This is a genomic window from Adlercreutzia muris (assembly GCF_008831045.1).
GTDB lineage: Bacteria > Actinomycetota > Coriobacteriia > Coriobacteriales > Eggerthellaceae > Adlercreutzia > Adlercreutzia muris.
Map to the genome: position 1 here is coordinate 1 of NZ_WAJS01000020.1, position 23,211 is coordinate 23,211.

Genomic DNA, 23,211 nt, shown 5'->3' on the forward strand with positions numbered 1-23,211 from the left:
GGTATGATCGCGCATGGAGGGTCCTTCCTCTCCGTCTCCGGCCTAGACAACCCGAGAGGATACAGGAGGGGCCCTCTTCCTGTGGCACAGGGGAGCGACCCGGAATCCGGACAAAGTTAACTCACACAGAGCGGTGCATAGGATGTCACACCTGCGCCGTGGCCTGCAAGATCGAAAATAACCTTCCTAACGAGATTTGGTGGAACCGCATCCTGACTGACGGCGGCAGCAACGAAATGGACATCCCCAAAGGATCGTTCCCCGATAATTCCATCGACTATCTGCCCGTGAACTGTCAACACTGCGAAAACCCTGCTTGCGTAAAGGTATGCCCGGTGGGAGCTACCTATAAGGATGAAGCTACGGGTATTGTTCGCCAGGACTACGACAAGTGCATTGGGTGCCGCATGTGCATGGCAGCGTGTCCTTACACTGGTGTTCGATCTTTCAATTGGCAAGAACCCGAGTATATGCTTGACTATACCTTGGGCGCGAAAGATTCACCGGCGCATCAGCGGCATACGGTGGAGAAGTGCACCATGTGCTGGCACCGAGTTGCAAGCGATGGGGAGCCTGAGTGCGTGAAGGCGTGTCCGGGTCGTGCCCGGATCTGGGGCGATTTGGATGATCCCGAATCGGATGTCTCGAAGGCCATTGCCTCGCGCCAATACAAGCAGCTTCTTCCCGAAGAGGGGACGAAGCCCTCGGTGTACTACTTGGTGTAGCGGCTGTCGTGCACGCTTGACGCTTTATTCGCTCGTCGCGTGACGCGGCGTGAATCGCAAACTTACGCGGGCGGGGCTCGCTGCCTCGCCCGCTTACCTCTAGGAGATTCTCATGACTGATTTCTCTTCTGGGGCCGTCTTAGATGACGACCTTGACTTCAGTGCGGCCCAAGGCCGCTCGAAAACCCGCGAGGCGACTGGCGCCAAGGCCGTCGCGTGGGGCAGCCGCGGGCTGAACATCGCTATCGGCGTGTCGGCTGTCGTGGTGGTGGCTGGCCTCGTGCTCTGGGCGATGCAGCTTTCCGGCGGCATGGTGCAGACCGGCATGCGCAACTTGAACTCGTGGGGCCTCTACATCACGTCCTTCATGTTCTTCGTGGGCCTGTCTGCTGGCGGCCTCATCATCTCGTCGGTGCCCAAGGCCTTTGGCGTCGCCGGGTTCGGCGGCATCTCGAAGGTGGCGGTGATGAGCTCCATCGCCTGCACCGTGGCCGCCATCGGTATGGTGGTGGTCGACCTCGGCCAGCCCATGCGCCTGTGGGAGCTGTTCGCGTACTCCAACCTGGGCAGCCCGCTCATGTGGGACATCCTGGTGCTAGGTACCTACCTCATCCTGTCCTGCGTGTACCTGTGGGCGCAGGTGCGCGCCGACGCGGGCAAGATGAGCCATACCGCGCTGCGCGTCATCTCGGTAGTGGCCCTCGTGTGCGCAGTGCTCGTGCACTCGGTGACCGCCTGGATCTTCGGCCTGCAGGTCGGCCGCGAGATGTGGCATACCGCGCTTCTCGCCCCCTGGTTCGTGTCCTCGGCGCTGGTGTGCGGCACAGCGCTCGTCATCTGCGTGGCCGTGGCCCTGCGCGCCGCGGGCTACCTGAAGTGGGAGCAGGCCAACCTGGTGAAGCTCGCCAAGCTGCTCGGCGCCTTCGTGATGGTGGATCTGTACTTCTTCGGATGCGACCTGCTCACCGAGGGCTTCCCCGCCGGGTCGGGCCTGGAAGTAGTGGCCATGCTGACAACCGGCCCGCTCGCGCCCTACTTCTGGGTAGAGGTCATCGGGTGTGCGGTGTGCGCCGTCATCTGCTTCACCCCGGTGCTGCGCACCAACGCGCTTCTGGTGGCCGGCTCGCTGCTCGCCATCGCCGGTATCTTCTGCAAGCGTGTGCAGCTGCTGGTCGGTGGTTTCCAGCTGCCCAACCTGGACATGGCCGGCCCGCTGACCCCCATGCAGCACACCGCCTTCGACGCGGGCCTGTCGGGCATCTACGGCCCGATGGTCTACTGGCCCACGCCGCTCGAGTTCGGGGTGGCGCTCGGCGTGGCCGCCCTCGGCGTGCTGGTGTTCCTGTTGGGCGTGAAGCTTCTGCCCCTGCGCCCGGCCGACGACAAGTAGGCCCTCTCTGCATGCAGCCCGCGCCGCCCCTCCGGCGCGGGCCTTTTTCGTTTGAAGGGTGGTTATGAAAAAGAGGCTTATGGCGGCCGTTGTGCTGCTGGCGGTTTTCGTCGTGGTGGCCGCTGCCGGTTTTGCCGTATCTCCGGGAAGCGGGCTGCGTCCCATTGCGGCCGATTCTGCCTGCCCGGCCGCAGGCTGCGCGAGCGGGAAGTGCCACGGCTTCGACGCCGTTCCCGAGCCCGACGGTGTGCACGAGATGGTTTGCCCCGAAGCCAGTTGCGCTTCGGTGGAGTGTCATGCGTGGGACTCGCTCACGGGCCGTTATCACCAGGCGTCGGATGCGAGCCTGAACATGTGGATCCTCATGCCCACGGTGCTCGTGCTGGGGCTATGGCTTTTGGTGCGGCGGTCGGGGCGCGCCAGCGCGCGCCCGGCAAGAGGAGGTGCGTCGTGAATCGTGCGAGAGTCGTGTTCGATCTGATAGTGCTGGCAGCGTACCTGGTGGCAGCGAACCCAGTGCTCACGGGCATTCCCGTGCACGAGTACGTGGGCCTCGGCGCGGCAGCGCTCATGGCAGTCCATATCGTGGCGAGCGCCGACGGGTTTCTGGCCTTTCGGCGCGGTCGCTGGGGTCGCGCGGTCCTGAACGGCGTCCTGCTGGTGGCCCTGGCGACGTGCGCCCTGTCGGGGGTTATGGTGTCGGGCGACGTGCTGCCCGCGCTTGGCCTGTACGCCGAGGGCTACCACTTCTGGGATCCGCTGCACGCCCTCTCGGCCAAGGTGCTTTTGGCGGCGCTCGTCGTGCATGTGGTGCTGCGCGCGCCAATGGTGTGGGCCTGGGTTCGGCGGGGTGCACTGGAGGCGCAAAGCTCGCAGAGCGGCGCAGGGATCGTCTTGGAAGACGAACGTTTCGAGGTCGGTTAGCGGCTTTCGCGCTATACTGCCTTCAAGCAAATCAAGCGAAGGAGGATGTTCATGACCGTATCCGCTGATATGTGGCAGGCGCGCGCGGCGATGTGCGAGCTTTTGGCCCTGTCGTTCCGCTATCCCGAGGACAAGGTGCTCGCCGAGGCCATTGCCTCGGGCGAGTGGGGCGAGGCCGCTGACGAGATCGCCGCCGTGCTCGGCGTCAACTGGACTGCGGCCGCTGCGCCCGGAGCCGCCGAGGCCGCGGCCCTGGCCGATCCGGCTGACATTCAGCAGGAGTTGCGCCCCGAGGCCACGCGCCTGTTCGTAGGCGCCCCGCAGGCGGCGTGCAGTCCCTACGAGGGCGTGTGGCGCGCGACTGCCGAAGGCGTGCAGCCGCTTTTGTTTGTGAACCCGCACTCCATGGCGGTGGAGCGCTTCTGCAAGGCGTGCGGCCTGGGCCGCCCCGAGGGCACCAACGAGCCGCTCGATGCCGTGTGGACCGAGCTGGAGCTGCTGGAGTATTTGGCCCTGCGCGCCGCCGCTGACGCCGCCGAGGCCGAGGGCATCGCGGGCGACGCGAGCGCGGTCGAGGACGTGGTGGAGGACGAGGATACGCTGGAGGAGTTCGAGGACCCCGGAGAGCCCGGCGACGTGGTGGCCTCGGCCGACCTGCCCGGCGGCAGCCCCGAGGCGGCCTGGGACGAGTTTGTGGCCGAGCACGCCCGCCAGTGGATGCCGCAGTTCGCCGCGGCCGTGCAGGAGGAGTCGCGCGTTCCCTTCTATCGGCAGGCCGCCAGCCTGCTCGCGGCGTTCATCAAGTAGGCGCAGCCGTTGCCGCGCTGACGGCTTAGCCCTTGCGTACATAACCGCGATGAAGGCCTGCGACGACTTATGGTTGACGCAGGCCTTCGGTTGGCGCGGCCCGTAATTTTTGCAGCAAATCTTGAGTTATGGGCGTCCCGACTTTTTGCTGAAGGAGTCTTCGGGAGTCAGCGCTTTCATAATGCCTGGTCATGGCATTGCTGCTTGCGACAAAGCTTTTTTGCGGCAATCAATCAGGGTCCCGAGGCGCTCATAACTCAAGATCTTATGCGGAATCCGCAGCTCTCATTGACCGAAGCCGTTGATCGACCTCTTACAGCTGGAAATCGCCTGCGGATTCCCCATTGTCCGGGCCGGAGGCGCTCTCTTCGGTCGGATAGGCCTTGTTGAACTGCGCCCAAATGCCCGAGTACAGGATGGAATCCATGAGGTGCTTGTCCTGCACGAGGGGCAGGCGCTCGTAGGGCTCGGCGGCATCGGCGGCGGCCAGGGCCAGGGTGCCAGTCATGGCCTCGGGGTCCGACCCCAGGGCGACGAAGGGGTTGTAGCTGCCGGTGCGGGCGTCGTCGGCGAAATCCACGGCGGCATCCATGAGGTAGATAAACCGCCCGAGGCCGCTTCCAAGCGCCTCCATGTCGGGTGCCCAGAACCCATGGTCCCGGGCGAAGAGGCGTCCGAGGAGCGCGCCGAACTCCCGCGCCGCTCCGTCGGGGGCGGCCCCTGCGTCCTGCTCGATGGCCCGGATAGCGGCCATTGCCCCCTCGATCTCGATGCAAGCATCGGGAATGCGCTGCTGGGCCCGCTCGTAGGCTCCGGCCAGCAACCGTCGGGCGGCGCGGGCGGCCATGGCGCCGTCGTCGGCTACGTCGTCGAGCACCTTGTGATAGGCGAGCGCCACGGAAAGGTCGGCGGCGTAGTCGGTCCACGGCGAGCGCGACCAGGGGCGTGCTGCGGCCGGCGCCGGGTGCATCACGCAGTGGCTCGCGCCCCGCGTTTCAACAGGTTCGTGCAGGGAGTTGCACAGCAGCACGAAGAAGGTGAGGTCGTAGGTCAGGCATGCTCGCGACCGTTGCCCGTACCGGTCGCGCAGAGACAGGCACAGCCCGCAATAGACGGATCGGTAGCGGTCCTTCTCTTCCTCGGAAAGAGCCGCTGCATCAGCCACGACGAACCCGAACACGGGGCCTCCTTTCTCTGGCGGACGGCGCGGGCCCGGCCTTGCGCGCGCTCGCGGAGCCTTCAGCGGGCGGCATGCGTCCTTCCTAGGAGCGCCCGCTCGTGCCCGAAGCCGGCTTTCTCGCCACGTGCACAGCGGCAATGCCCCCGGTGTAGTTCTTCCAGGTCACGTCGGTGAAGCCGGCCTCGCCCATAAGAGCGGCCAGGCCCTCCTGATCGGGGAAGGCGCGGATGGACTTCGCCAGATACACGAAGCCTTCCTTGTCGCCGGTGATCAGCCCGCCCCAGAAGGGGATGAGGTGGCGCAGGTAGAAGTGGTACAGCGCCCGCCAGATCCTGTTCGGTGGCGTGGAGAACTCCAGACACACCAGCGCGCCGCCGGGCTTGAGCACGCGGAACATCTCGGCCAGGGCGCGGGGCCGATCGGGCATGTTGCGGATGCCGTAGGCCATGGTGATGACGTCGTAGGCGGCGTCCGCATAGGGGATATCCTGGGCGTCCACTACCTGAAAGTCGATGGGCACGCCGGCACCGTCGCCCTCGTCCACATGCATGCGGGCCACATCCAGCATCTCGGGCACCAGGTCGGTGCACTGGATGTGGGCCGGGTGCTTGGTGCGGGCCACAGTGAACGTGACGTCCCCGGTGCCCCCGGCGATGTCCAGCACGTCGTGGTGCTCGGCGATGGGGGCCTGGCGCATCATGCCGGCCAGCCACAGCTTGTAGGCACCGAAGCTGGAGATGGCGTTGAACCGCTCGTACTTCCGGGCGATGGCGGAGAAGATGTCGCGCACGCGCTCGCTGGACAACTCAGGGGGCGCCTCAAGGCCGGTGGCGGTGTCAATGCTCATGGAAGGAACTCCTTGCGGTTCGCTCAACGTTCGGCCCTCAGTATACGCCCCCCGCGCCGCAAATCCCCCCTGCGTATCCGTGCGCGGCCGCCGTCCATGCTATCATGGGTCGCTGATCGCGTACCCCTCCTCGCAAGAAGGGAGGCACCATGCTCCTCTGTGCCCAGTACATCCTGCCCGTCACCTCCGAGCCCATCGTCGATGGCGCGGTGCTCGTGCGCGACGGCATCATCCGCGACATCGGCAGCGCCGACATGCTGCGCTTGCGCTACCCCGACGAGGAAGTCGTCGACCAGGGCCTGGCCGCTATCATGCCCGGCCTGGTGGACCTGCACACCCGCCTCGAGCAATCGGTGCTGCGCGGCGTGGTGAACGATGTCCCCTATGTGGAATGGCTCTCCGAGGTGGCCCGCAAATCTGCCCGCCTCGAGGCAGTGGACTGGTTCGATTCGGCCATCCTCGGCGGTCTGGACGCTCTATCCAGCGGCATCACCACCGTGGCCGATATCACCGCCACCGGCGCCTCCTGCACCGCCGTGAACAAGCTCGGACTGCGCTCGGTTATCTACCGCTCCGTGGCCGCCATGGACCGCGACCGCATCAACGCCGCCATGCAGCTGGCCCAGAAGGACATTCTGCACTGGCGCGAGGAGGTGGATTCCGACCGCGTCACCATCGGCATCGCGCCGGCGCCCCTGTTCACCAACCACCCGGCCACGCTCACGGCCGTCTCCCAGTTCGCCACCAAGGAGGACCTGCCCGTGGCCATGTGGCTCGCCGGCAGCCGCGAGGAATGCGACTTCGTTAAATACGGCTCCTCGCCCTTCCAGGTGCACGGCGGCGACGTGAAGCGCGGCTATGTGGAGATCCCGCCCTGGCTGCCCACGGGCGTGAGCCCCGTGCGCTACGCCCTGAACTGGAGCGCCTTCGACGCCCCCAACGTCATGATCGTGGGCGCTGTCTGCGTCGACGACGCCGATCTGAAGAAGCTGCGCGACTACAACGTGGCCGTTTGCGTATGCCCCCGGGCCTGCGCTCAGCTGGGCATGGGCATCGCGCCCCTCGACGAGTTCATCCGCGCCGACCTGCGCGTCGGCATCGGCACCGATTCGCCGGCCGCCACTGAGTCCACCGATATGCTCTCCGAGATGCGCCTCGGTATGCTGCTCCAGCGCGCTGTGAACCCGGGCCGCTTCCTCGACGCGCGCACCATGCTCGAGGTGGCCACCCTCGGCGGCGCTCGGGCCCTCGGCCTGGCCGACAAGGTGGGTTCGCTGGAGATTGGCAAGTGCGCCGATATGATCGCCGTGGACCTGTCCAGCTCGCACCAGTCCTTCACCACCGACCCCGTGGCCGCCGTCGTGAACACCTGCACCACCGCCGACGTGCTCATGACCATGGTGGACGGTAACGTGCTCTACGAGAAGAACCGCTGGCACGTGAAGGTGGAGGTGGCGAAGAACATCGCCCGAGTCATCGAGATTCGCAGCAAGCTGCGTCCCGAGGCCTAGGTTTCTCCCGACGGCCCGTGGAGATCATGCAGCGCCGCCCGGCGCCGGAGGTTTTCTCTGGCGCTCGGCGGCGCAATCTGCGATAATGGCGAATTTGCCAAGAGAGATGGAATCGAGGAGCGCAAGCGATGTCCCAGAGGAAGAACAAGACCGGGTCGAAGAACATCACCCGCAAGCAGCAGGCCGAGCGCATTCGCGCGGCCGAGGAGCGGGAGCGTCGCGCCAAGGAGGCCGCCGAGGCCAGGGCGCGCACGAAGAAGATCTTCACCGTTGTGGTCTGCGTCATCCTGGTGCTCGCCCTCGGCATTCCCACCATGGCCCTGACCGTGCTCTCGCTGTAGGGCTGTAGAAAGGATCGCGACGTGTTTGGAATCGGCGGATTCGAGCTTTTTCTCATCCTGCTGTTTGGGTTCCTCATTTTCGGGCCCGATAAGCTGCCTGCCATGGCGAAGACCATCGGCAAGGCCATCGCGAAATTCAGGAGCGCCCAAGAGGAGATGAGCGGCGTGCTGAAGGGCGAGATGGTGTTCGATAAGGACGCCGAGGATCCCTTCAAGAACCCGCTCGATGCCCTGGACGACGTGGCCGCAAAGGCCAGCAAGGGGGCCACGGCCGCCAAGAAGGCCGCCAGCACCGCCACGAAGAAGGCGGGCCAGGCGGCGAAGAAGAGCGGCTCCGCCACTGCCGCCGCCGGCGCCGCGGCCGCAGCTGCCGCCAAGGTCGAGCAGGGAGGGGATGCTCCGGCCAAGCCCGAGAGCTTCGCTGAGCGCAAGGCCCGCTACGACAAGGAGCGCCAGGCCAAGAAGGAGGCCGAGGCTGAAAAGGCCAAGAAGGAGGCCGAGGAGGAGCGCAAGGCTGCTGCTGAGGCCCGCAAGGCCGAAGCTGCTGCCAAGCGGGCCGAGGCCGAGGCGAAGAGGAAGGCCGAAGCGGCCGCCAAGACCGTCTCCGAGGCAGCCGATGCGGCACCCGCCGCCCCGGCTGCCGATATGCCCGCCGCCGAGAAGAAGGAGAACTAGCATGCCTATCGGACCGGCACGCATGCCGCTTTTCGACCATCTGGGCGAGCTGCGCATGCGCCTCGTGCGCATTGTGGCCTGCCTGGCAGTGGCCGTCGTCGTGTTCTATATGGCCACGCCCACCATCGGTCAGTTCCTGCTCATGCCCATCGCGGAGTTTCTTCCTACCAATGCCGAGGGGTTCGTCCAGACCATCGCCATCGATCCCTTTGAGGCGTTCTCCACCCGTTTCAAAATTTCAATTTGGGTGTCCATCGTGGCCACGGCTCCGGTTATTCTGTGGCAGATTCTCGCGTTCTTCCTGCCGGCACTCAAGCCCAACGAGCGCCGGTGGTTCATCCCCACGTTCGCTGCCGCTGTGGCCCTGTTCATCTTCGGCACGGTGTTCTGCTACCTCATTATCTTGAATCCGGCATTTCAGTGGCTCACCGACCAGGCCATGGGCCTCGGCGATGCCCTGCCGCGCATGTCGTCCTACATCGACACCATCATCAAGTTCGAGCTGGCCTTCGGTTTTGCCTTTGAGCTTCCCCTGGTCATCTTCTACCTGGTTATCTTCGATGTGGTGCCCTATAAGAAGCTGCGAGGCAGCTGGCGCATGGTCTACGTGGTGCTCATGGTGGTGTCCGCCATGGCCACCCCCGATGCGTCGCCGGTGACCATGCTGCTCATGTTCGCGGCTCTGGTGGTGCTCTACGAGGGCAGTCTGCTCATCGCCCGGGTGGTGCTGAGCCGCCGCATCAAGGCCCAAAACGAGCGCCTTGCGGACGAGGAAGACGCGTAGCAAGCGGATTTTGGCGCTCTTGGGCGGGGGAGACCCCGCCCTTTTTGCATCGGGCCCGCGGAACGAATCGGGAAGGGAAGCACATGCACGAACTGGGACTCATGACCGGCGTCATGGATGCGGCGGTGAAGGCGGCCCGCGAAGCGGGGGCCGTGCGGCTGCTGTCCGTGAAGCTGTCCATCGGCGAGGCCAACGAGGCCGTGGAGGACGCCCTCTTCTTCGCCTTCGATGCCCTGGCCGCAGCCGATCCCTTCACCGAGCGGGCCGTGCTCGACCTGACTATGGTGCGTCCCCGCAGCATCTGCCTGGAGTGCGGCGAGGAGTTCGAGCACGACCTCTACAGCCGGCTGTGCCCCGCTTGCGATTCCTTCGCCACCGAGCTGGTGGCCGGGCGCGAGCTCTCCATCGAGTCCATCGAGGTGGACTTACCGGAATCCTAGGGTCTCGGCAATCCCGTGGAAACATAGGGCTGCCATAGTATGGGGCGGCGCCCTCGCTAGGACGGGGGACAGGGCCGCCGATGGCGCTGGCCCGAGCTGCGCCCGAATCGGAAAGGAAGATCCATGGAGCCTTTGGAGATGTACGATGCCTGCACGGCCGCCCTGGGTGATTTCGTGCGCGGTGCCGGCTTTACCGATGTGGTCATCGGGCTATCGGGGGGCATGGACTCGTCTCTTGTGGCGGTTATGGCCGTCGATGCCCTGGGTACCGACTCCGTGCACGGGGTCATGCTGCCGGGGCCCTATTCCAGCGAATCCTCGCTCACCGATGCCCGCGCCCTGGCTGCCAACCTCGGCATCGCCGCAGATACGGTGTCCATCTGCGAGCCCTTCGAGGCCTTCGAGACGGTTCTCGGCCGGGCCTGCGGGGGCGAGCTTGCGGGCTTGGCCGCCGAGAACACCCAGGCCCGCTGTCGCATGGTATGTCTCATGGCGCTGTCGAACGCCCATGGATGGCTGCTGTTGAACACGGGGAACAAGTCTGAGGCGGCCATGGGCTACTCCACCCTCTACGGCGACACGGCCGGTGCCTTCGCCCCCTTGGGCGGCGTCTATAAGACCGATGTGTTTGCCATGGCCCGGGCCCGTAATCGCCGAGCCGTGGAAGCCGGCGATGTCGGCCCCATTCCCGTGAACGTATTCGTGAAGCCGCCCTCGGCAGAGTTGTCGCCCGACCAGGAGGACGAGAAGTCCCTCGGCATCGACTACGCCACCCTGGATCGCATTCTCGTGGCCGCCGTGGAGCATGGGCGGGCCCCTGAGGCCGTCGCTGCAGTCCTCGTGGCCGAGGGACGCGAGACCGAAGCGACTCGGCGCCTTGTGGACGACGTGCTCGCCCGCACGGCGGCCAACGCCTTCAAGCGGGCTTTGGAGCCTCCGTACCCCGCCGCGGCCTTCTACGAATAACGCCCTCGTAACTACCCCGGCGGGAGTATGGCGCCCGGGGCCGCTCTCGTTTACCATGGTACTCATGGATGCACTGCTGGGAAAGACCGAGAAACTCACCGCCACCGACTGGCTCATCGACGTGGTGGTGGCCCTCGGTGCCTTCGGCTTCGGCTGCCTGCAGTTCACTCTGGCGGTGAACTTGCTCATTCCCGACGAGTTCATGCGTCGGCTCATGGGTATTCAGGTCATGGTGCCCACGGCTTTCTCCTTAGGGGCCATCGCGCTCACCACCGCGCCCCTTGTGGTTCGGCGCCGCTTGCCCTGGGTGGCGTTTGTCGGGTGCATCGTGGCCTGGGCGCTGCTCCAGTCCCAGCTCAACGGCATCGCCCTGTCGGTTGTGGGGCCGCTTGTGGCCCTGTTCACCCTGGCCGCCAGCCGTCCCCGGGGCGAGGCAATCGTGGCCTTCGCCCTGCTGGCCGTCCTGCTGCTTGTGGCGCCGCCCCCGCCCGACCAGTCTCGCATCCTGACCCAGCTCACCCTCTTCCAGAACGGGGCTTTGGGGCTCGCTGCGGCCTTCGCGGGCTACGCCCTGCGCGAGCATCAGGAGCGCGCCCGGGCCATCGAGGAGCGGGCCGCTGCGGCCGAGCGCACCCGCGAGACCGAGGCGCGCCGCCGTCTCGAGGCCGAGCGGGTGTCCATCGCCCGGGAGGTCCACGACATCACGGCCCACTCCCTGTCGGCGGTGAGCATCCAGGCCGCCGCGGCCGAGCGGCTCGTGGAGCGCGATCCGGTGGCAGCTCAAGCGGCCATCGCCGAGGTGCGCTCTACGGCGAAGGAGGCCCTGGAGGAGATCCGCGCCATGATCGGCGTGCTGCGCAGCGGGGAGGGCCCGGCTGAGACCGCCCCCACCGAGGGCACCGACCGTATGGCCGATCTCGTGGGCTATCTGGAAGGGGCCGGCATCGAAACCTCTCTGGCCATGGAGGGCTACGACCGCGCTCGCGTGCCGGCCTACATTGACGTGGCCCTCTTCGGCATCGCCCGAGAGGCGGCCACCAACATCGTGCGCCATGCCGGGGCCGCTCGGGCCGCCATCGTCCTTGCGGTGGAGGACGGCGCTGTGGCTCGGCTCGTGGTGGACGACGACGGCCGCGGCCCGGGGTCGGTTGCGGAAAGCGGCCACCACGGCTTGGTGGGCATGGCCGAGCGCGTCCGACTGCTCCACGGCACCTTCGCCGCTACCGAGAGTCCTTGGGGCGGCTTCCGCATCGCCGCGGCCGTTCCTCTCGCTTCGAAGGAGGAGACCCATGACTGAGTCCGAGCCCATTCGCGTGCTCGTTGTGGACGACCAGGACCTCGTGCGCTCGGGATTCAAGATGATCCTCTCCACCTACGAGGGCATCGAGATCGTCGGCGAGGCCAGAAACGGCTCCCAGGCTGTGGAAGAGGCCCAGCGCCTCAGGCCCGATGTAGTGCTCATGGATATTCGCATGCCGGAGATGAGCGGCATCGAGGCCTGCCGCGCCATCACGGCCAACCCGCTGCTGGCCCGGACCCGGGTGCTGGTGCTCACCACCTTCGATATCGACGAGTACGTCTACGACGCCCTGGGGGCAGGGGCGAGCGGCTTTCTGCTGAAGGACGCCGACCCCGACGACATCGCCGCCGCCATCCGCGTGGTGGCCGCCGGTGACGCGCTCATCCAGCCCTCGGTGATGCGCCGGCTCGTGGAGACCTTCGTGGCCGCTCGCCCCCGGGGCGGCTGGGGGAGCGCCGAAACTGCCGACGGGCGCCGAGCGGCGCTGGGCAGCCTTACCGACCGCGAGCGCGAGATTCTCATGCTGGTGGCTCGCGGTCTGTCCAACGACGAGATCGCCGAGGAGCTGTTCATCTCGCCGGCTACGGTGAAGACCCACCTGGCCCGCATCATGGCGAAGACCGACGCCCATGATCGGGCTCAGCTCGTGGTGTTCGCTTACGAGACGGGGCTTGTTTCCCCGGCATCACGGTAATCCCTGATAAAAGCTGTAATCATAGGAAACTTGAGTGGAAAAAACTCAAGTTTTCCTTCCCGCACCCCTTGTTTTCTCCGGCGTTGCTGTTATGATGTCTTCCTGTTTAGCACTCGTAGTTGCGGAGTGCTAGCACTTAACCCGATCGAGTGGTTAAATGAGAGGTTGTGCACCCGCACTACGCAAACCATTGAAAGGACGGCAAGCTATGAATTTGAAGCCTCTGGGCGACCGCGTCATCCTGAAGCAGGACGAGGCCGAGGTCACCACCGCGTCCGGTCTCTTCCTGGCCTCCGACGCCAAGGAGAAGCCGCAGACCGGCACCATCATCGCCGTGGGCGAGGGCAAGATGGACAAGGACGGCAAGCTGATCCCCATGCCCGTGAAGGTGGGCGACAAGGTCATCTACGGTAAGTTCGGCGGCACCGAGATCGCCCTGGACGGCGAGAACGTGCTCATCCTGCGCGCCGACGACATTTACGCTGTGGTTGAATAAATAGAAGAGAACTCGAAAGGAACGCGAACTTATGGCTAAGGAAATCAAGTTCGATACCGACGCTCGCTCCGCTCTGGCCGCGGGCGTGTCCAAGCTGGCCGATGCCGTCAAGGTGACGCTTGGCCCCAAGGGCCGCTACGTCGCCCTGGAGAAGTCCTACGGCGCCCCGCTCATCACCAATGACGGCGTGACCGTGGCCAAGGAAGTGGAGCTGGAGAACCCCGTGGAGAACATGGGCGCCCAGCTGGTGCGCGAAGTGGCCGTGAAGACCAACGACGTGGCCGGCGACGGTACCACCACCGCCACGCTGCTGGCCGACGTCATCGTCTCCGAGGGCCTGAAGAACGTGACCGCCGGCGCTGACGCCCTCGGCATCCGCCGCGGCATCGAGAAGGCCACCGACGCCATCGTGGATGCCATCAAGGCCGCTGCCACTCCGGTGTCCACCAAGGAGCAGATCGCGAACGTCGGCCGCATCTCCGCCGGCGACGCCGCCATCGGCGACAAGATCGCCGAGGCCATGGACGCTGTGGGCAACGACGGCGCCATCTCGGTGGAGGAGTCCCAGACCATCTTCGGCATCGACATGGAGATCGTCGAGGGCATGCAGTACGAGCGCGGCTACATCTCTCCCTACATGGCCACCGACATGGAGAAGATGGAGGCGGTGCTGAAGGATCCCTTCGTGCTGCTCACCGATATGAAGATCAACTCCATCCAGGACATGGTCCCGCTGCTGGAGGAGGTCATGCGTGCTGGCCGCCCGCTGTTCATCGTGGCCGAGGACGTGGAGGGCGAGGCTCTCTCCACCATCCTGTTGAACCGTCTGCGCGGCACCCTGTCCGTGGTGGCCATCAAGGCCCCCGGCTTCGGTGATCGTCGCAAGCGCATCCTGGAGGACATCGCCGTGGTCACTGGCGCCCAGGTCATCGACAAGGACTTCGGCATGACCATGGCCGATGCCACCATGGAGATGCTCGGCACCGCCAAGACCGTGAAGGTCACCAAGGACACCGCCCTTATCGTGGACGGCGCCGGCAAGAAGGAAGACATCCAGAACCGCATCCAGATCATCCGCGCCGAGCTGGAGCGCGTCGACTCCGACTTCGACCGCGAGAAGGCCCAGGAGCGCCTGGCGAAGCTGTCCGGCGGCGTGGCCGTGCTGAAGGTGGGCGCTGCTACCGAGTCCGAGCTGAAGGAGAAGAAGTCCCGCATCGAGGACGCCCTGCAGGCGACCCGAGCGGCCGTGGAGGAGGGCATCGTCGCCGGCGGCGGCGTGGCCCTGGTGGACGCCATCGGCGCCCTGGACTCCGTCAAGGCCGCTGACAAGGACGAGGAAGTCGGCATCAACATCATCCGCAAGGCCATCGAGGCCCCCATGCGCGCCATCGCCCAGAACGCGGGCTTCGAGGGCTCCGTGGTGGTCGAGAAGGTGAAGAGCCTGCCGGCCGGCGAGGGTCTGAACTGCGCCAACGGCGAGTACGGCAACATGATCGAGATGGGCGTGAACGACCCGGTGAAGGTGACTCGCACCGCGCTGCAGTCCGCAGCCTCTGTGGCCGCTCTCATCCTCATCACCGAGGCTACCATCAACGAGATCCCCAAGGAGGGTCCCGATCTGAGCGCTCTGGCCGGTGCCATGGGCGGTGGCGGCGGGATGTACTAAGCCGGCAGGCCCCCGGGTCTTCGGTTGAGTAACCGCTCAACAAACTAACTCGCAGAAAGGCGGCCCTCGGGCCGCCTTTCTTCTACAATGAGCCTATGGAAGAAATCATGCACATAGCCGAGCATGTGCTGGAGCACTCGCTGGCCGACACCCTCTACCTCATCCCGCTTCTGTGGGTCACCTACTTGGCCATGGAGTGGCTCGAGCACAAGACGGGCGAGAGAACCCAAAATGCCATCCGCCACGCCGGAGCGGCCGGTCCCATCGTGGGCGCTTTCCTCGGCGTGGTGCCCCAGTGCGGCTTCTCGGCCGTAGCAGCCACGCTGTATGCGGGCCGCGTTATCACGCTCGGCACGTTGTTCGCGGTGTTTCTGTCCACCTCCGACGAGATGCTGCCCATCTTCCTAGCTGAGGCGGTGCCGGGCAATACCATCCTCTCCATCATGGGCGCGAAGGTGGTCATCGGCATGGTCATGGGCTTTGTGGTGGACGCGGTGTTGCGCCTGGGCCGCCGCGACAAGGACCGCCTGCGCATCCACGAGCTGTGCGAGCAGGACCAGTGCGGCTGCAACCACGACTGCCGCACCTGCGAGGCCGCTCCCGAGCGGGCCTACGAGCACCACGACGACGTGGAGCACACCCATAGCCACGGCCACGGCTGGAAGGGCATCCTCCTCAGCGCCACGAAGCACACCGTGCAGGTGACGCTGTTCATCTTCGTCATCACCATCGTGCTGAACATCGTGCTCGAGACGGTGGGGGAGGAGGCCCTGGCCCGCCTCCTCGGCGACAATCCCGCCTTCTCGGTCTTCGCCACGGCGCTCGTGGGGCTCATCCCCAACTGCGCTGCCAGCGTGGTCATCGCCCAGTTGTACGTGGAGGGGGTGCTGGGAGCCGGGGCCATGCTGGCCGGGCTTCTGGTGTCGGCCGGCGTGGGCCTGCTCGTGCTCGTGCGGGCGAACCGTCCCTGGCGGCAGAATGCGGCCATCATCGCGCTGCTCTACGTCATCGGCGTGTTCTGGGGGCTCGTCTGCAACGCCCTGGGCGTGGTGTTCTGAGGTTTGGGCGACAGGCCGCCTTCGCTCGGGCGAAGGCGGGTTGGCGGCGGGGCCGGATTTTCCCCTGAACTGACAATTCGCCAAAATAACTCCTTGCGCTGGTGGCGAGATCGTACTAATCTCGTTACGTTCATTTTGCAGGGTCATTTTTTGGGAAGAAGGCGATGGTCATGGCCGGCCGCAAGGAAGTCATCGAGCGACTTCTCGCCGCCCATGAGGTGTGGTTCGATGTTGAGCGCGACCACTGCTTCGCGGGCCGCGTCTTTCCCGGCTATGCCGAATTCCACTCATCAGCCTCCCAGTACGTGCTCGTGAAGCGAGCGAAGCTGTGGGAGGCTTCCAGTCACGAGTATCTGTTCTTCTGGCCGACGGCTTGCCTGACCGAGGCGGAATTGAACGACCTGCTGCACTTCATGACCCACGAGGCCCTGGCCAAGGTGCAGCTGACTTCCGACCACATGAGCTCGTACCTGTCGCTGGTCGTGGTGGCCGATAGGGTGGACGAAGCCGTGCCGGCTCTCGTGCGCCGGGCCCGGTTTCGCAAGAACTTCGCCTTCGGGCTGAAGGGATGGGCCGATATGCGCCTGGCCGTCGTCGATCTGTCGGCGCGCCGCGTGCGGGCCAATACTCAGGGAAAGCCACTCGTGGAAACCTTGGCGGCGAACGCGTTTGCCGAAGATGTCCCGGCGGCGGAGGACGGAAAGACCGCACCCGTGGCGGCGGTCGCGGACCGTTCCGTAGCTGATGCCGAGGCGCCGGCGGCAGAGGCGTCGGCCGTGAGGGTTTCGCGCGTGGGGAGATAAAGGGAAAGGAAAGGAAGGACAGGAATGAATGCATTGGTCATTCTCATTGTAGCCATCGTCGTGCTCGTCGCGGGTTACATCTTCTACGGCGGCTGGCTCGCCCGCCAATGGGGCGTGAAACCCGACCGCCCCACGCCGGCCCATGAGCTGGAGGACGGCAAGGACTACGTGCCCGCGCCGCCCTACGTGGTGCTCGGCCATCACTTCTCGTCCATTGCCGGCGCAGGCCCCATTAACGGCCCCATTCAGGCTGCCATCTTCGGCTGGGTGCCCGTGCTTCTGTGGGTGCTCATCGGCGGCATTTTCTTCGGTGCCATGCACGATTTCGGCGCGCTGTTCGCCTCTATCCGCCACAAGGGGCAGACGCTCGCCACCGTTATCGCCCACAATATCGATGATACGGCTAAGAAGCTGTTCTGCATCTTCGCCTACCTGACGCTCATCCTGGTGGTGGCCGCCTTCGCCTCCATCGTGGCGAGCACCTTTGCCGTTGCGCCCGTGCCGCTCGATGACGCCGCCAAGGCCGCTGCAGCCGAGGCGGCCAACATGGCGAACATGCGCACGGCCATGATCTCGGTGCTGTTCATCGTGGTGGCCGTCATCTACGGCCTCGTTACCCGCGGCCGCAAGATTCCCGCGGCGGCCAACATCGTCTCGGCCATCGCCATTATCGTGGTCGTGGTGGCGATTGGCTACAACCTGCCGGTCATCGCGCTGGACAATACCACGTGGATGTTCATTGTGGGCCTCTACATCCTTTTGGCCTCGGTGGCCCCGGTGTGGATTCTGCTCCAGCCGCGCGACTACCTGTCGAGCTACCTGCTCTACGGCATGATCGCCCTGGCTCTCGTCGGCATCATCGGCGCCGGCCTGACGGGAGATGCCGCCTCGCTCGAGATTCCGGCGTTCACCGGCTTTGCCGCCGCGGCGGGTGAGAGCAAGGTGGCCGCCTCGGGCTTTTTGTTCCCGGCCCTGTTCATCACCATCGCTTGCGGCGCCATCTCGGGCTTCCACAGCCTGGTGGCCTCCGGCACCACCTCCAAGCAGCTCGACCGCGAGGCCGAGGCCCAGCCCATCGCCTACGGCGGCATGCTGCTGGAGTGCCTCGTCGCCGTCATCTCGCTGTGCGCGGTGGCCTTCGTGTTCGCCGGCTACATGGACGGCACCTACGCTTCGCCGACCCAGGTATTCGCCGCGGGCCTCTCCCAGATGCTCGCCTGCGTGCCCGGCCTGGCCGGGGTGGAGTCCATTGCCTACGCGCTTTTGGTGCTGGCCGTATCGGTGTTCTGCCTCACCTCGCTCGACACCGCCACCCGCCTGGGCCGTTACATGTTCCAGGAGCTGTTCTGCCCCCACGGCATGGAGATGAGCGAGCTGACCGGGTGGCGCGCGGTGCTCACCAATCCGTGGGTGGCCACTATCATCACCGTGGTCTTCGGCGTGGGGCTGGGACTGACCGGCTACCAGCTCGTGTGGCCGCTGTTCGGCGCCGCCAACCAGCTTTTGGCCGCCCTGGGTCTGCTCGCCGTGTGCGCGTGGCTCGGCAACGCCGGCCGCAACAACAAGATGTTCTACCTGCCCATGGCCTTCATGATGGTGGTGACGCTGTGCTCGCTGGCGCTTACCGTGTGGGGCAAGATCGGCCTCATCGTCGCCGGCACGGTGGACGCAGCCACGGTGCTGCAGCTTGTCATCGGCCTTCTGCTCATGGTGTTCGCTGTCATCTTGGCGGTGAAGGGGGCGCGAACCATCTTCGGGAAGAAGCGGGCCGCTTAGAAAGCGGTTCGGGTGCGGGTCTCTTATCGGGTACGGCCCGCCCCTTAAGCGCGGGGGCTCTCCTCGAGTGCGGACCTCTCCGGCATGGTGCCGGGTGCCCGCCCTGCGCAACGTTTTCGGGGCGTCGTTGGAGGTATCTCCAGCGGCGCCCTGCTCTTTGTGGGGCGAATTCCAACGGTCGCGCGCCATGGGAGGCGCTATAGTGTTCCCAAGCGAAAACACGAGACGAGAGGAGACGCCTGTGAGCGCACTTTCCGCCGGCATGACCCGCGAGGATGCCTTCGAGCTGCTCGCCGCCCACAACAAGGATCCCTTCCATATCGAGCACGGCGAGACCGTGGAGCAGACCATGCGCTACTTCGCCCGCGAGTACGATCCGGAAAACGAGGAGTTCTGGGGCATCGTGGGCCTTCTGCACGACTTGGATTGGGAAGAGCACGACGACGAGCCGGAGAAGCACACGCTGTTCGCCGCGCCCCTCATCGAGGAGGCCGGGGGCACCCCCGAGCTCATCCGCGCCATCCAGTCGCACACGTCGGATTTCAACCCCGAACTGCCCCGCCCCGAGCTGCAGATGGAGAAGATCCTGTTCGCCACCGAGGAACTCACCGGGCTCATCGGCGCGGCCATCGTTATGCGCCCGAGCAAGAGCGTTATGGACTTCAACGTGAAGTCGCTCAAGAAGAAGTACAAGGACAAGCGCTTCGCCGCCGGCGTGAACCGCGAGGTCATCGCGAGCGGCGCGGAGATGCTCGGCTGGGAATTGGACGAGCTGTTCGCCCGCACCATCGAGGCCATGCAGTCCTTCGCTCCCGACCGCGACACCTTCGTCGCAGAGTAGGAGCATCGCGGAGAAGATTGTTGACTTTCGCTCGACGGCTCTTATAATGAAGAACAGGTGGTCGCCGCGGCTACGGCGGGCCGCCTCACAATACTTGCGTAATTGTGCTGAGGGGCCGCTTCCGCTTAGGCGGGGGCGGCTTTACTCTTTCCGGCGCCGAGACAGTTCCAGCGCCAGGCTGATGGCCGCTATTACAACGAGGCAGAATGCAAACAGATCTGTCCAAGTAACCATAGGTACCTCCAGAAAACTCAGAGGCAACCCTACCACCTGTTCTATAAGCGATTATAGCACATTTGTTCCATATATGAAAGAAGGCTCAGCCGCGTGCTGAGCCTTCTTTCTATGGAAGCGGCAGCTGGCGAGGGAGGGGGCGCCTGCTGCCCGCAGTTCCCGCTTAGGCGATGTCGCCGGCCATGTGGCGCACGGCGTGGCGGCTGAAGGTGATGGTGCGCCCGCATGCGCAGCCAACGATGTACTCGGGATAGTTGTTGGCGAACACGCTGCCCGAGCAGTCGCCGGCGGCGTAGAGGCCCTCGATGGCATGGCCCTCCGCGTCAAGCACCTGCATATCGGCGTTGATGCGCAGGCCGTCCACCGTGGTCAGGATGGAGCCGCCGTACCAGATGCCGTAGAAGGGCGCGGTGCGCAGCTCGGAGAGGCGGTAGGCCTCCTTGCCGAAGTCGCTGTCCTTCTGCGCGTCGTAGAAACCGTTGTACTTGTCGGCCTCAGCCAGAAACGCCTCCTTGGCCTCGCCGGTAAAGCCCAGCTTGTCGGCGAGCTCGTCCAGAGTGTCGGCCTTCACCATGGTGCCCTTCTCCAGCTGGTCGGCGTAAATCTCGTCCAGCGGCGTATCGGCCTCCTTGGCCAGCAGCTGCTGGGTCTGGCGCGAGCAGCCGATGGTGTTGAAGCGCTTCACGTCCTCCTTCAGGTTGGAGTCGAACACCTGGCAGAACACGCCGCCCTCGTTGGCCGCCGCGGCGAAGCAACAGAAGTCGTAGGGGGTCGACTCGTTCACGAAGCGCTTGCCGTCGCGAGCCACCTTCATGAGGGGCTGGGAGCCGAGGTTGAACTGCTTGTCGGTGCCGACGAAGGTGGCCGGCTCGCCGGGCTCGCTCACGATGCCCGCGTTCTCGCCGGGCAGCACGGCCCCGCGGTCGAAGATCATGGGCGCGCCGATGGCGTCCTTCTGGGCGCCGATGTGCATGGCCGCGCGGATGCCGTCGCCGGTGTTGTTCGGGGAGCCGTACTGCAGCGTCACGCAGCGCTCGACCATGGGGTTGCAGGCGTGCAGCATCTCGGCGTTGGACACGTAGCCGCCCGTGGTGAGCAGCACGCCCTTCGCGGCGTTGATCTGCACGTAGCCGTCGGGGGTCTCGAAGATGGCGCCGGTCACCTTGCCGGACTCGTCCTGCACGAGTTTGGCAAGGCTGTGGTTGTAGGTGACGTCGTAACCGCGCTCGTTGATGTAGGCGAGCAGCACCTTGTTGCGCTCGAGTGCCTCGCCGGCCGCGTCCTTGCCGGAGTAGTAGTGCTCCATGGGGAAGATGTTGAAGTCGGTGCCCCCGGTGGCGTGGTCGACGTTGTTGTCGAAGGCGCAGGTCATGCCAGCTGCCGTGAGGATGGGGTCGAGCCACTCCGTCACCTCGGCGCTCTCGTCGATCCACACGCGTACGACGCGCTGGTCGGCTTGGTTGGAGGCGTAGCGGGTGAACTCGTTCAGCAGCTTGGCCGTGTCGATCTCTACGCCGGCGGCCTTCGTGTACATCGTGTTGATGGCGCCGAACCAGTGGCGCGTGCGCTGCACGGAGCCCGTCTTCTCGCACAAGGTGAAGTCAAGCCCCAGATCGGCCGCGGTGGCCGCCGCGGCCATGCCGCCGTTGCCGGCGCCCACGATGAGCAGCTCGGTGTCGCGGGTCTCGACGATATCGCCCTCGGTGATCTCCGGGGCGCTTCCGAGCCAGTCGCTGCCGGTGGAGGCCAGCTCGGTGCTGTCCTCGTCGGTCGCGGCGTCGGTCGCGGCGCTCGTGGCCTGGGGAGCGCAGCCGGCAAGTCCGAAGGCCGCCAGGGCCCCGGCGGCGGTGGCGCCGGTGAGGAAGCTGCGACGGGAAACGTTGGCGTTCAGAGATTTCATACGGTCCCTCCTTGGGTTCGGGATGCTCGGCGCCCTGTAGGACGCCCGCGGCCCTCTCCCGTGGGGCCGCCGCATCAACTGAGTGCATCATGAGTCTTCCGAAACCCCGTGTCTTCGCCAGGGCGGTACCATTTTCATGGTTTCCAACAGCGTGGATCTTCTCACCCTCCTGGTACCAGATTCGATGTTTTACCTTGTCAAAAGGGGGTGAGATGAGCTACGCTTGGCTGGTGGGAGCCAAAGGGGAGGAAGGGGCGCCTTGAGTTCGGTGAAAATGGTTCGCGGCCCATGGCTGCGCTGTCTCGTGGCGCTGACGGCCGAGGTGTTCGGTACGTGGCTCACGAACGTGTACCTGTACCCCCATTTCATCGGCATCGCGCCCGAGGCGCGCGACATCTCCTCGACGGTGGCTGTGGTCACCTTGGTCGTTTTAGCCATCGTGGCCCTGAACAAGCCGACATCCATCAATGAGGGTGTCCTGACGCCTGCGGCGCTAACCTCCTACTCGCTCGGCTACATGCTCATTTTGATCGGACTATGGCAGGGGAGTCCAGCTGCGCTCATCGCGGGCGTCTGCCTACGCTCGGCGGGATCGCGTTGGATTGTCGTGCTTGCCGGCATCTCGCTGTGCGCGCTCGAGCGGCGTGATTGCATGCTCTGCATCGCGTTGGCCTTCGGTCTGAGCTACCTGTTGCGTATTCCCTTCTCCTTCATCGGTTACGACGCGGCTGTTGCCGTGCTGGTTTCACTTATCTTCGTGATGTACGCGGCATGTCGCCCCCTCGCCCTGGGCGTGCTCCACGCCATGACCGAGGCGACTTCGGCCCGCGAGGCGTCCATCACCGAGCCGGCCTCCTACCTGCCGTTCGCCCATGTGCTGTTCGCGGCCATCTTCGTTTTCCGCATCGCCTACGGCTTCGCCCTCACCTTCGAGTCCGTCGACGGAATCCCCCAGACCACCATGCTCAGCATCATTCCCCTGGGGTTGCTGCTGGTGCTGGCGCTGATGCCCCGCCAGCCGCGCGCCGACATCCTCTATGAGGCGGCCGCCCTGCTCGTTGTGGCGGGTTTCCTCACCATCATCGTGCTGAACGGGCGCGCGGATGTGTCCCACGCCTCGCTCGTGAACGGCCTTCTGTTCGCGGGAAGCGAATGCTTCGAGGTGCTCATGTGGTTCGCCTTGGCCTCCATCGGGGCCCGCAACCCGGCCAACGCCCTCGCAGTGCTCGCCTGGGGGCGGGCGGCCTCCTCCTTCGGCCTGTTGTGCGGGGCCACGTTCGGCCACTGGGCCAATGCGGTGCCCGACAGCCTGGGCATCTCGTCGCTTGTGGCCGGCGTGCTCTTCGGCTTCGTCGCCGTGAACCTCACCGCGCTCAAGGGCTTCAGCTTCCAGGGTACTATCGACGGGGTGCAGCCGGTCGTGGCCCTGCGCGTGGGGGCGTCTCCCTCCGATGCCGCCGCGCCCGCCGCTACCGCCGATGTCGACCGTGGCGACGGGGAAGGGGAGACTCGGGCGGCCTTCTCCGGCTCGCTCGCGGCGTCGTGCGACGAGGTGGCCCGCGCCTTCCGCCTCACCCCGCGGGAGGGCGAGATTCTCGGACTGCTCGCCCACGGGCGCAACGCCCCCTACATCCAGGAGAAGCTGGTGCTGTCGCGCAACACGGTGAAGACCCACGTCCAGAACATCTACGCGAAGCTGGGAGTCCACTCGCAGCAAGAGCTGATCGACGTGGTGGAGGGCTACAGTGACGAGAGCGGCGCCTAAGCAACCGGTGCGCCTTTTCAACAACTTTGCGAACAAGCCGCGGGGCCATCGTAACGGGTCTACAATGGTCGCAGGACTTGACAGCCCG

Annotated in this window: 23 protein-coding genes; 20 read left to right on the plus strand and 3 right to left on the minus strand. The window is 65.4% G+C overall.

All coding sequences use genetic code 11. The features are described 5' to 3' along the window. Positions 1 to 104 precede the first annotated feature (104 nt). The 5 genes from F8D48_RS07240 (at position 105) to F8D48_RS07260 (ending at position 3,846) form a co-directional block, all read left to right on the plus strand. A complete protein-coding gene (locus F8D48_RS07240) occupies positions 105 to 725 on the plus strand; it encodes a 4Fe-4S dicluster domain-containing protein (protein WP_151430880.1) in 621 nt (206 codons plus the stop codon). 112 nt (positions 726 to 837) lie between these two features. Beyond that, on the plus strand, positions 838 to 2,115 hold the full coding sequence (gene nrfD, locus F8D48_RS07245; RefSeq protein ID WP_151430815.1) for an NrfD/PsrC family molybdoenzyme membrane anchor subunit: 1,278 nt from the start codon (positions 838 to 840) through the stop codon (positions 2,113 to 2,115). A gap of 64 nt (positions 2,116 to 2,179) precedes the next feature. Next, positions 2,180 to 2,569 carry a hypothetical protein gene (locus F8D48_RS07250; protein ID WP_151430817.1) on the plus strand — a complete coding sequence of 130 codons (390 nt, stop codon included), beginning with the start codon at positions 2,180 to 2,182 and terminating at the stop codon, positions 2,567 to 2,569. Beyond that, a complete protein-coding gene (locus F8D48_RS07255; protein ID WP_170272770.1) occupies positions 2,566 to 3,039 on the plus strand; it encodes a DUF4405 domain-containing protein in 474 nt (157 codons plus the stop codon). Before F8D48_RS07250 ends, F8D48_RS07255 begins: the two co-directional genes overlap by 4 nt. A gap of 51 nt (positions 3,040 to 3,090) precedes the next feature. Then, the gene (locus tag F8D48_RS07260) at positions 3,091 to 3,846 is read left to right on the plus strand and encodes a TorD/DmsD family molecular chaperone (RefSeq protein WP_240806271.1); all 756 of its coding nucleotides are present in this window, start codon (positions 3,091 to 3,093) and stop codon (positions 3,844 to 3,846) included. 313 nt (positions 3,847 to 4,159) lie between these two features. Here F8D48_RS07260 and F8D48_RS07265 read toward each other — a convergent pair whose 3' ends face one another. Next, the gene (locus F8D48_RS07265; RefSeq protein ID WP_151430823.1) at positions 4,160 to 5,026 is read right to left on the minus strand and encodes a DUF5685 family protein; all 867 of its coding nucleotides are present in this window, start codon (positions 5,024 to 5,026) and stop codon (positions 4,160 to 4,162) included. A gap of 82 nt (positions 5,027 to 5,108) precedes the next feature. Then, positions 5,109 to 5,873: a class I SAM-dependent methyltransferase gene (locus F8D48_RS07270; RefSeq protein WP_151430825.1), complete on the minus strand. Its 765-nt coding sequence runs from the start codon at positions 5,871 to 5,873 to the stop codon at positions 5,109 to 5,111. A gap of 149 nt (positions 5,874 to 6,022) precedes the next feature. On the opposite strand from F8D48_RS07270, the gene F8D48_RS07275 reads away from it, so the two are divergent. From F8D48_RS07275 to F8D48_RS07340, 14 genes are all read left to right on the plus strand, one after another. Beyond that, positions 6,023 to 7,384, plus strand: a complete 1,362-nt coding sequence (locus tag F8D48_RS07275) for an amidohydrolase family protein (RefSeq protein WP_151430827.1) — start codon at positions 6,023 to 6,025, stop codon at positions 7,382 to 7,384. Positions 7,385 to 7,512: 128 nt separating this feature from the next. Then, positions 7,513 to 7,725: a CASC3 protein CASC3 gene (locus tag F8D48_RS07280; RefSeq protein ID WP_135969778.1), complete on the plus strand. Its 213-nt coding sequence runs from the start codon at positions 7,513 to 7,515 to the stop codon at positions 7,723 to 7,725. Between the two features lie 21 nt (positions 7,726 to 7,746). Then, complete coding sequence (locus F8D48_RS07285) at positions 7,747 to 8,400, plus strand: twin-arginine translocase TatA/TatE family subunit (protein ID WP_151430829.1); 654 nt, start codon at positions 7,747 to 7,749, stop codon at positions 8,398 to 8,400. A gap of 1 nt (position 8,401) precedes the next feature. Next, entirely contained in the window at positions 8,402 to 9,184 is a 783-nt protein-coding gene (tatC, locus tag F8D48_RS07290; RefSeq protein ID WP_151430831.1) for a twin-arginine translocase subunit TatC, read from the plus strand. 83 nt (positions 9,185 to 9,267) lie between these two features. Further along, complete coding sequence (locus F8D48_RS07295) at positions 9,268 to 9,624, plus strand: hydrogenase maturation nickel metallochaperone HypA/HybF (protein ID WP_151430834.1); 357 nt, start codon at positions 9,268 to 9,270, stop codon at positions 9,622 to 9,624. Between the two features lie 123 nt (positions 9,625 to 9,747). Further along, positions 9,748 to 10,590 carry an NAD(+) synthase gene (gene nadE / locus F8D48_RS07300; protein WP_151430836.1) on the plus strand — a complete coding sequence of 281 codons (843 nt, stop codon included), beginning with the start codon at positions 9,748 to 9,750 and terminating at the stop codon, positions 10,588 to 10,590. Between the two features lie 64 nt (positions 10,591 to 10,654). Beyond that, positions 10,655 to 11,887 (plus strand): sensor histidine kinase, encoded by a 1,233-nt coding sequence (locus tag F8D48_RS07305; RefSeq protein ID WP_151430838.1) that lies wholly within the window; start codon positions 10,655 to 10,657, stop codon positions 11,885 to 11,887. After that, the gene (locus F8D48_RS07310; protein ID WP_135969783.1) at positions 11,880 to 12,584 is read left to right on the plus strand and encodes a response regulator transcription factor; all 705 of its coding nucleotides are present in this window, start codon (positions 11,880 to 11,882) and stop codon (positions 12,582 to 12,584) included. Before F8D48_RS07305 ends, F8D48_RS07310 begins: the two co-directional genes overlap by 8 nt. Before the next feature lie 208 nt (positions 12,585 to 12,792). Beyond that, entirely contained in the window at positions 12,793 to 13,080 is a 288-nt protein-coding gene (locus F8D48_RS07315; protein ID WP_016309324.1) for a co-chaperone GroES, read from the plus strand. Between the two features lie 31 nt (positions 13,081 to 13,111). Then, the gene (gene groL / locus F8D48_RS07320) at positions 13,112 to 14,746 is read left to right on the plus strand and encodes a chaperonin GroEL (protein ID WP_135969784.1); all 1,635 of its coding nucleotides are present in this window, start codon (positions 13,112 to 13,114) and stop codon (positions 14,744 to 14,746) included. Positions 14,747 to 14,841: 95 nt separating this feature from the next. Then, the gene (locus F8D48_RS07325) at positions 14,842 to 15,804 is read left to right on the plus strand and encodes a putative manganese transporter (RefSeq protein WP_151430840.1); all 963 of its coding nucleotides are present in this window, start codon (positions 14,842 to 14,844) and stop codon (positions 15,802 to 15,804) included. 170 nt (positions 15,805 to 15,974) lie between these two features. Continuing rightward, positions 15,975 to 16,607 (plus strand): DUF8052 family protein, encoded by a 633-nt coding sequence (locus F8D48_RS07330; protein ID WP_151430842.1) that lies wholly within the window; start codon positions 15,975 to 15,977, stop codon positions 16,605 to 16,607. A gap of 24 nt (positions 16,608 to 16,631) precedes the next feature. Next, positions 16,632 to 18,383: a carbon starvation CstA family protein gene (locus F8D48_RS07335; RefSeq protein ID WP_151430844.1), complete on the plus strand. Its 1,752-nt coding sequence runs from the start codon at positions 16,632 to 16,634 to the stop codon at positions 18,381 to 18,383. 241 nt (positions 18,384 to 18,624) lie between these two features. Further along, on the plus strand, positions 18,625 to 19,224 hold the full coding sequence (locus tag F8D48_RS07340; RefSeq protein ID WP_151430846.1) for an HD domain-containing protein: 600 nt from the start codon (positions 18,625 to 18,627) through the stop codon (positions 19,222 to 19,224). A 397-nt stretch (positions 19,225 to 19,621) separates the two neighbouring features. Here F8D48_RS07340 and F8D48_RS07345 read toward each other — a convergent pair whose 3' ends face one another. After that, complete coding sequence (locus F8D48_RS07345; RefSeq protein ID WP_151430848.1) at positions 19,622 to 21,358, minus strand: FAD-binding protein; 1,737 nt, start codon at positions 21,356 to 21,358, stop codon at positions 19,622 to 19,624. A gap of 268 nt (positions 21,359 to 21,626) precedes the next feature. On the opposite strand from F8D48_RS07345, the gene F8D48_RS07350 reads away from it, so the two are divergent. Then, positions 21,627 to 23,123, plus strand: coding sequence for a helix-turn-helix transcriptional regulator (locus F8D48_RS07350; protein ID WP_240806272.1), 1,497 nt, complete (start codon positions 21,627 to 21,629; stop codon positions 23,121 to 23,123). The last annotated feature ends 88 nt before the right edge of the window (positions 23,124 to 23,211 follow it).

Bases quoted from the DNA above. Each gene is read 5' to 3' on its own strand.
- F8D48_RS07270 (WP_151430825.1), bottom strand. From the start codon at position 5,873: ATGAGCATTGACACCGCCACCGGCCTTGAGGCGCCCCCTGAGTTGTCC.
- F8D48_RS07305 (WP_151430838.1), top strand. From the start codon at position 10,655: ATGGATGCACTGCTGGGAAAGACCGAGAAACTCACCGCCACCGACTGG.
- nrfD (WP_151430815.1), top strand. From the start codon at position 838: ATGACTGATTTCTCTTCTGGGGCCGTCTTAGATGACGACCTTGACTTC.
- F8D48_RS07275 (WP_151430827.1), top strand. From the start codon at position 6,023: ATGCTCCTCTGTGCCCAGTACATCCTGCCCGTCACCTCCGAGCCCATC.
- nadE (WP_151430836.1), top strand. From the start codon at position 9,748: ATGGAGCCTTTGGAGATGTACGATGCCTGCACGGCCGCCCTGGGTGAT.
- F8D48_RS07260 (WP_240806271.1), top strand. From the start codon at position 3,091: ATGACCGTATCCGCTGATATGTGGCAGGCGCGCGCGGCGATGTGCGAG.
- F8D48_RS07250 (WP_151430817.1), top strand. From the start codon at position 2,180: ATGAAAAAGAGGCTTATGGCGGCCGTTGTGCTGCTGGCGGTTTTCGTC.
- F8D48_RS07315 (WP_016309324.1), top strand. From the start codon at position 12,793: ATGAATTTGAAGCCTCTGGGCGACCGCGTCATCCTGAAGCAGGACGAG.
- tatC (WP_151430831.1), top strand. From the start codon at position 8,402: ATGCCTATCGGACCGGCACGCATGCCGCTTTTCGACCATCTGGGCGAG.
- groL (WP_135969784.1), top strand. From the start codon at position 13,112: ATGGCTAAGGAAATCAAGTTCGATACCGACGCTCGCTCCGCTCTGGCC.
- F8D48_RS07335 (WP_151430844.1), top strand. From the start codon at position 16,632: ATGAATGCATTGGTCATTCTCATTGTAGCCATCGTCGTGCTCGTCGCG.
- F8D48_RS07345 (WP_151430848.1), bottom strand. From the start codon at position 21,358: ATGAAATCTCTGAACGCCAACGTTTCCCGTCGCAGCTTCCTCACCGGC.
- F8D48_RS07310 (WP_135969783.1), top strand. From the start codon at position 11,880: ATGACTGAGTCCGAGCCCATTCGCGTGCTCGTTGTGGACGACCAGGAC.
- F8D48_RS07295 (WP_151430834.1), top strand. From the start codon at position 9,268: ATGCACGAACTGGGACTCATGACCGGCGTCATGGATGCGGCGGTGAAG.
- F8D48_RS07325 (WP_151430840.1), top strand. From the start codon at position 14,842: ATGGAAGAAATCATGCACATAGCCGAGCATGTGCTGGAGCACTCGCTG.
- F8D48_RS07330 (WP_151430842.1), top strand. From the start codon at position 15,975: ATGGCCGGCCGCAAGGAAGTCATCGAGCGACTTCTCGCCGCCCATGAG.
- F8D48_RS07280 (WP_135969778.1), top strand. From the start codon at position 7,513: ATGTCCCAGAGGAAGAACAAGACCGGGTCGAAGAACATCACCCGCAAG.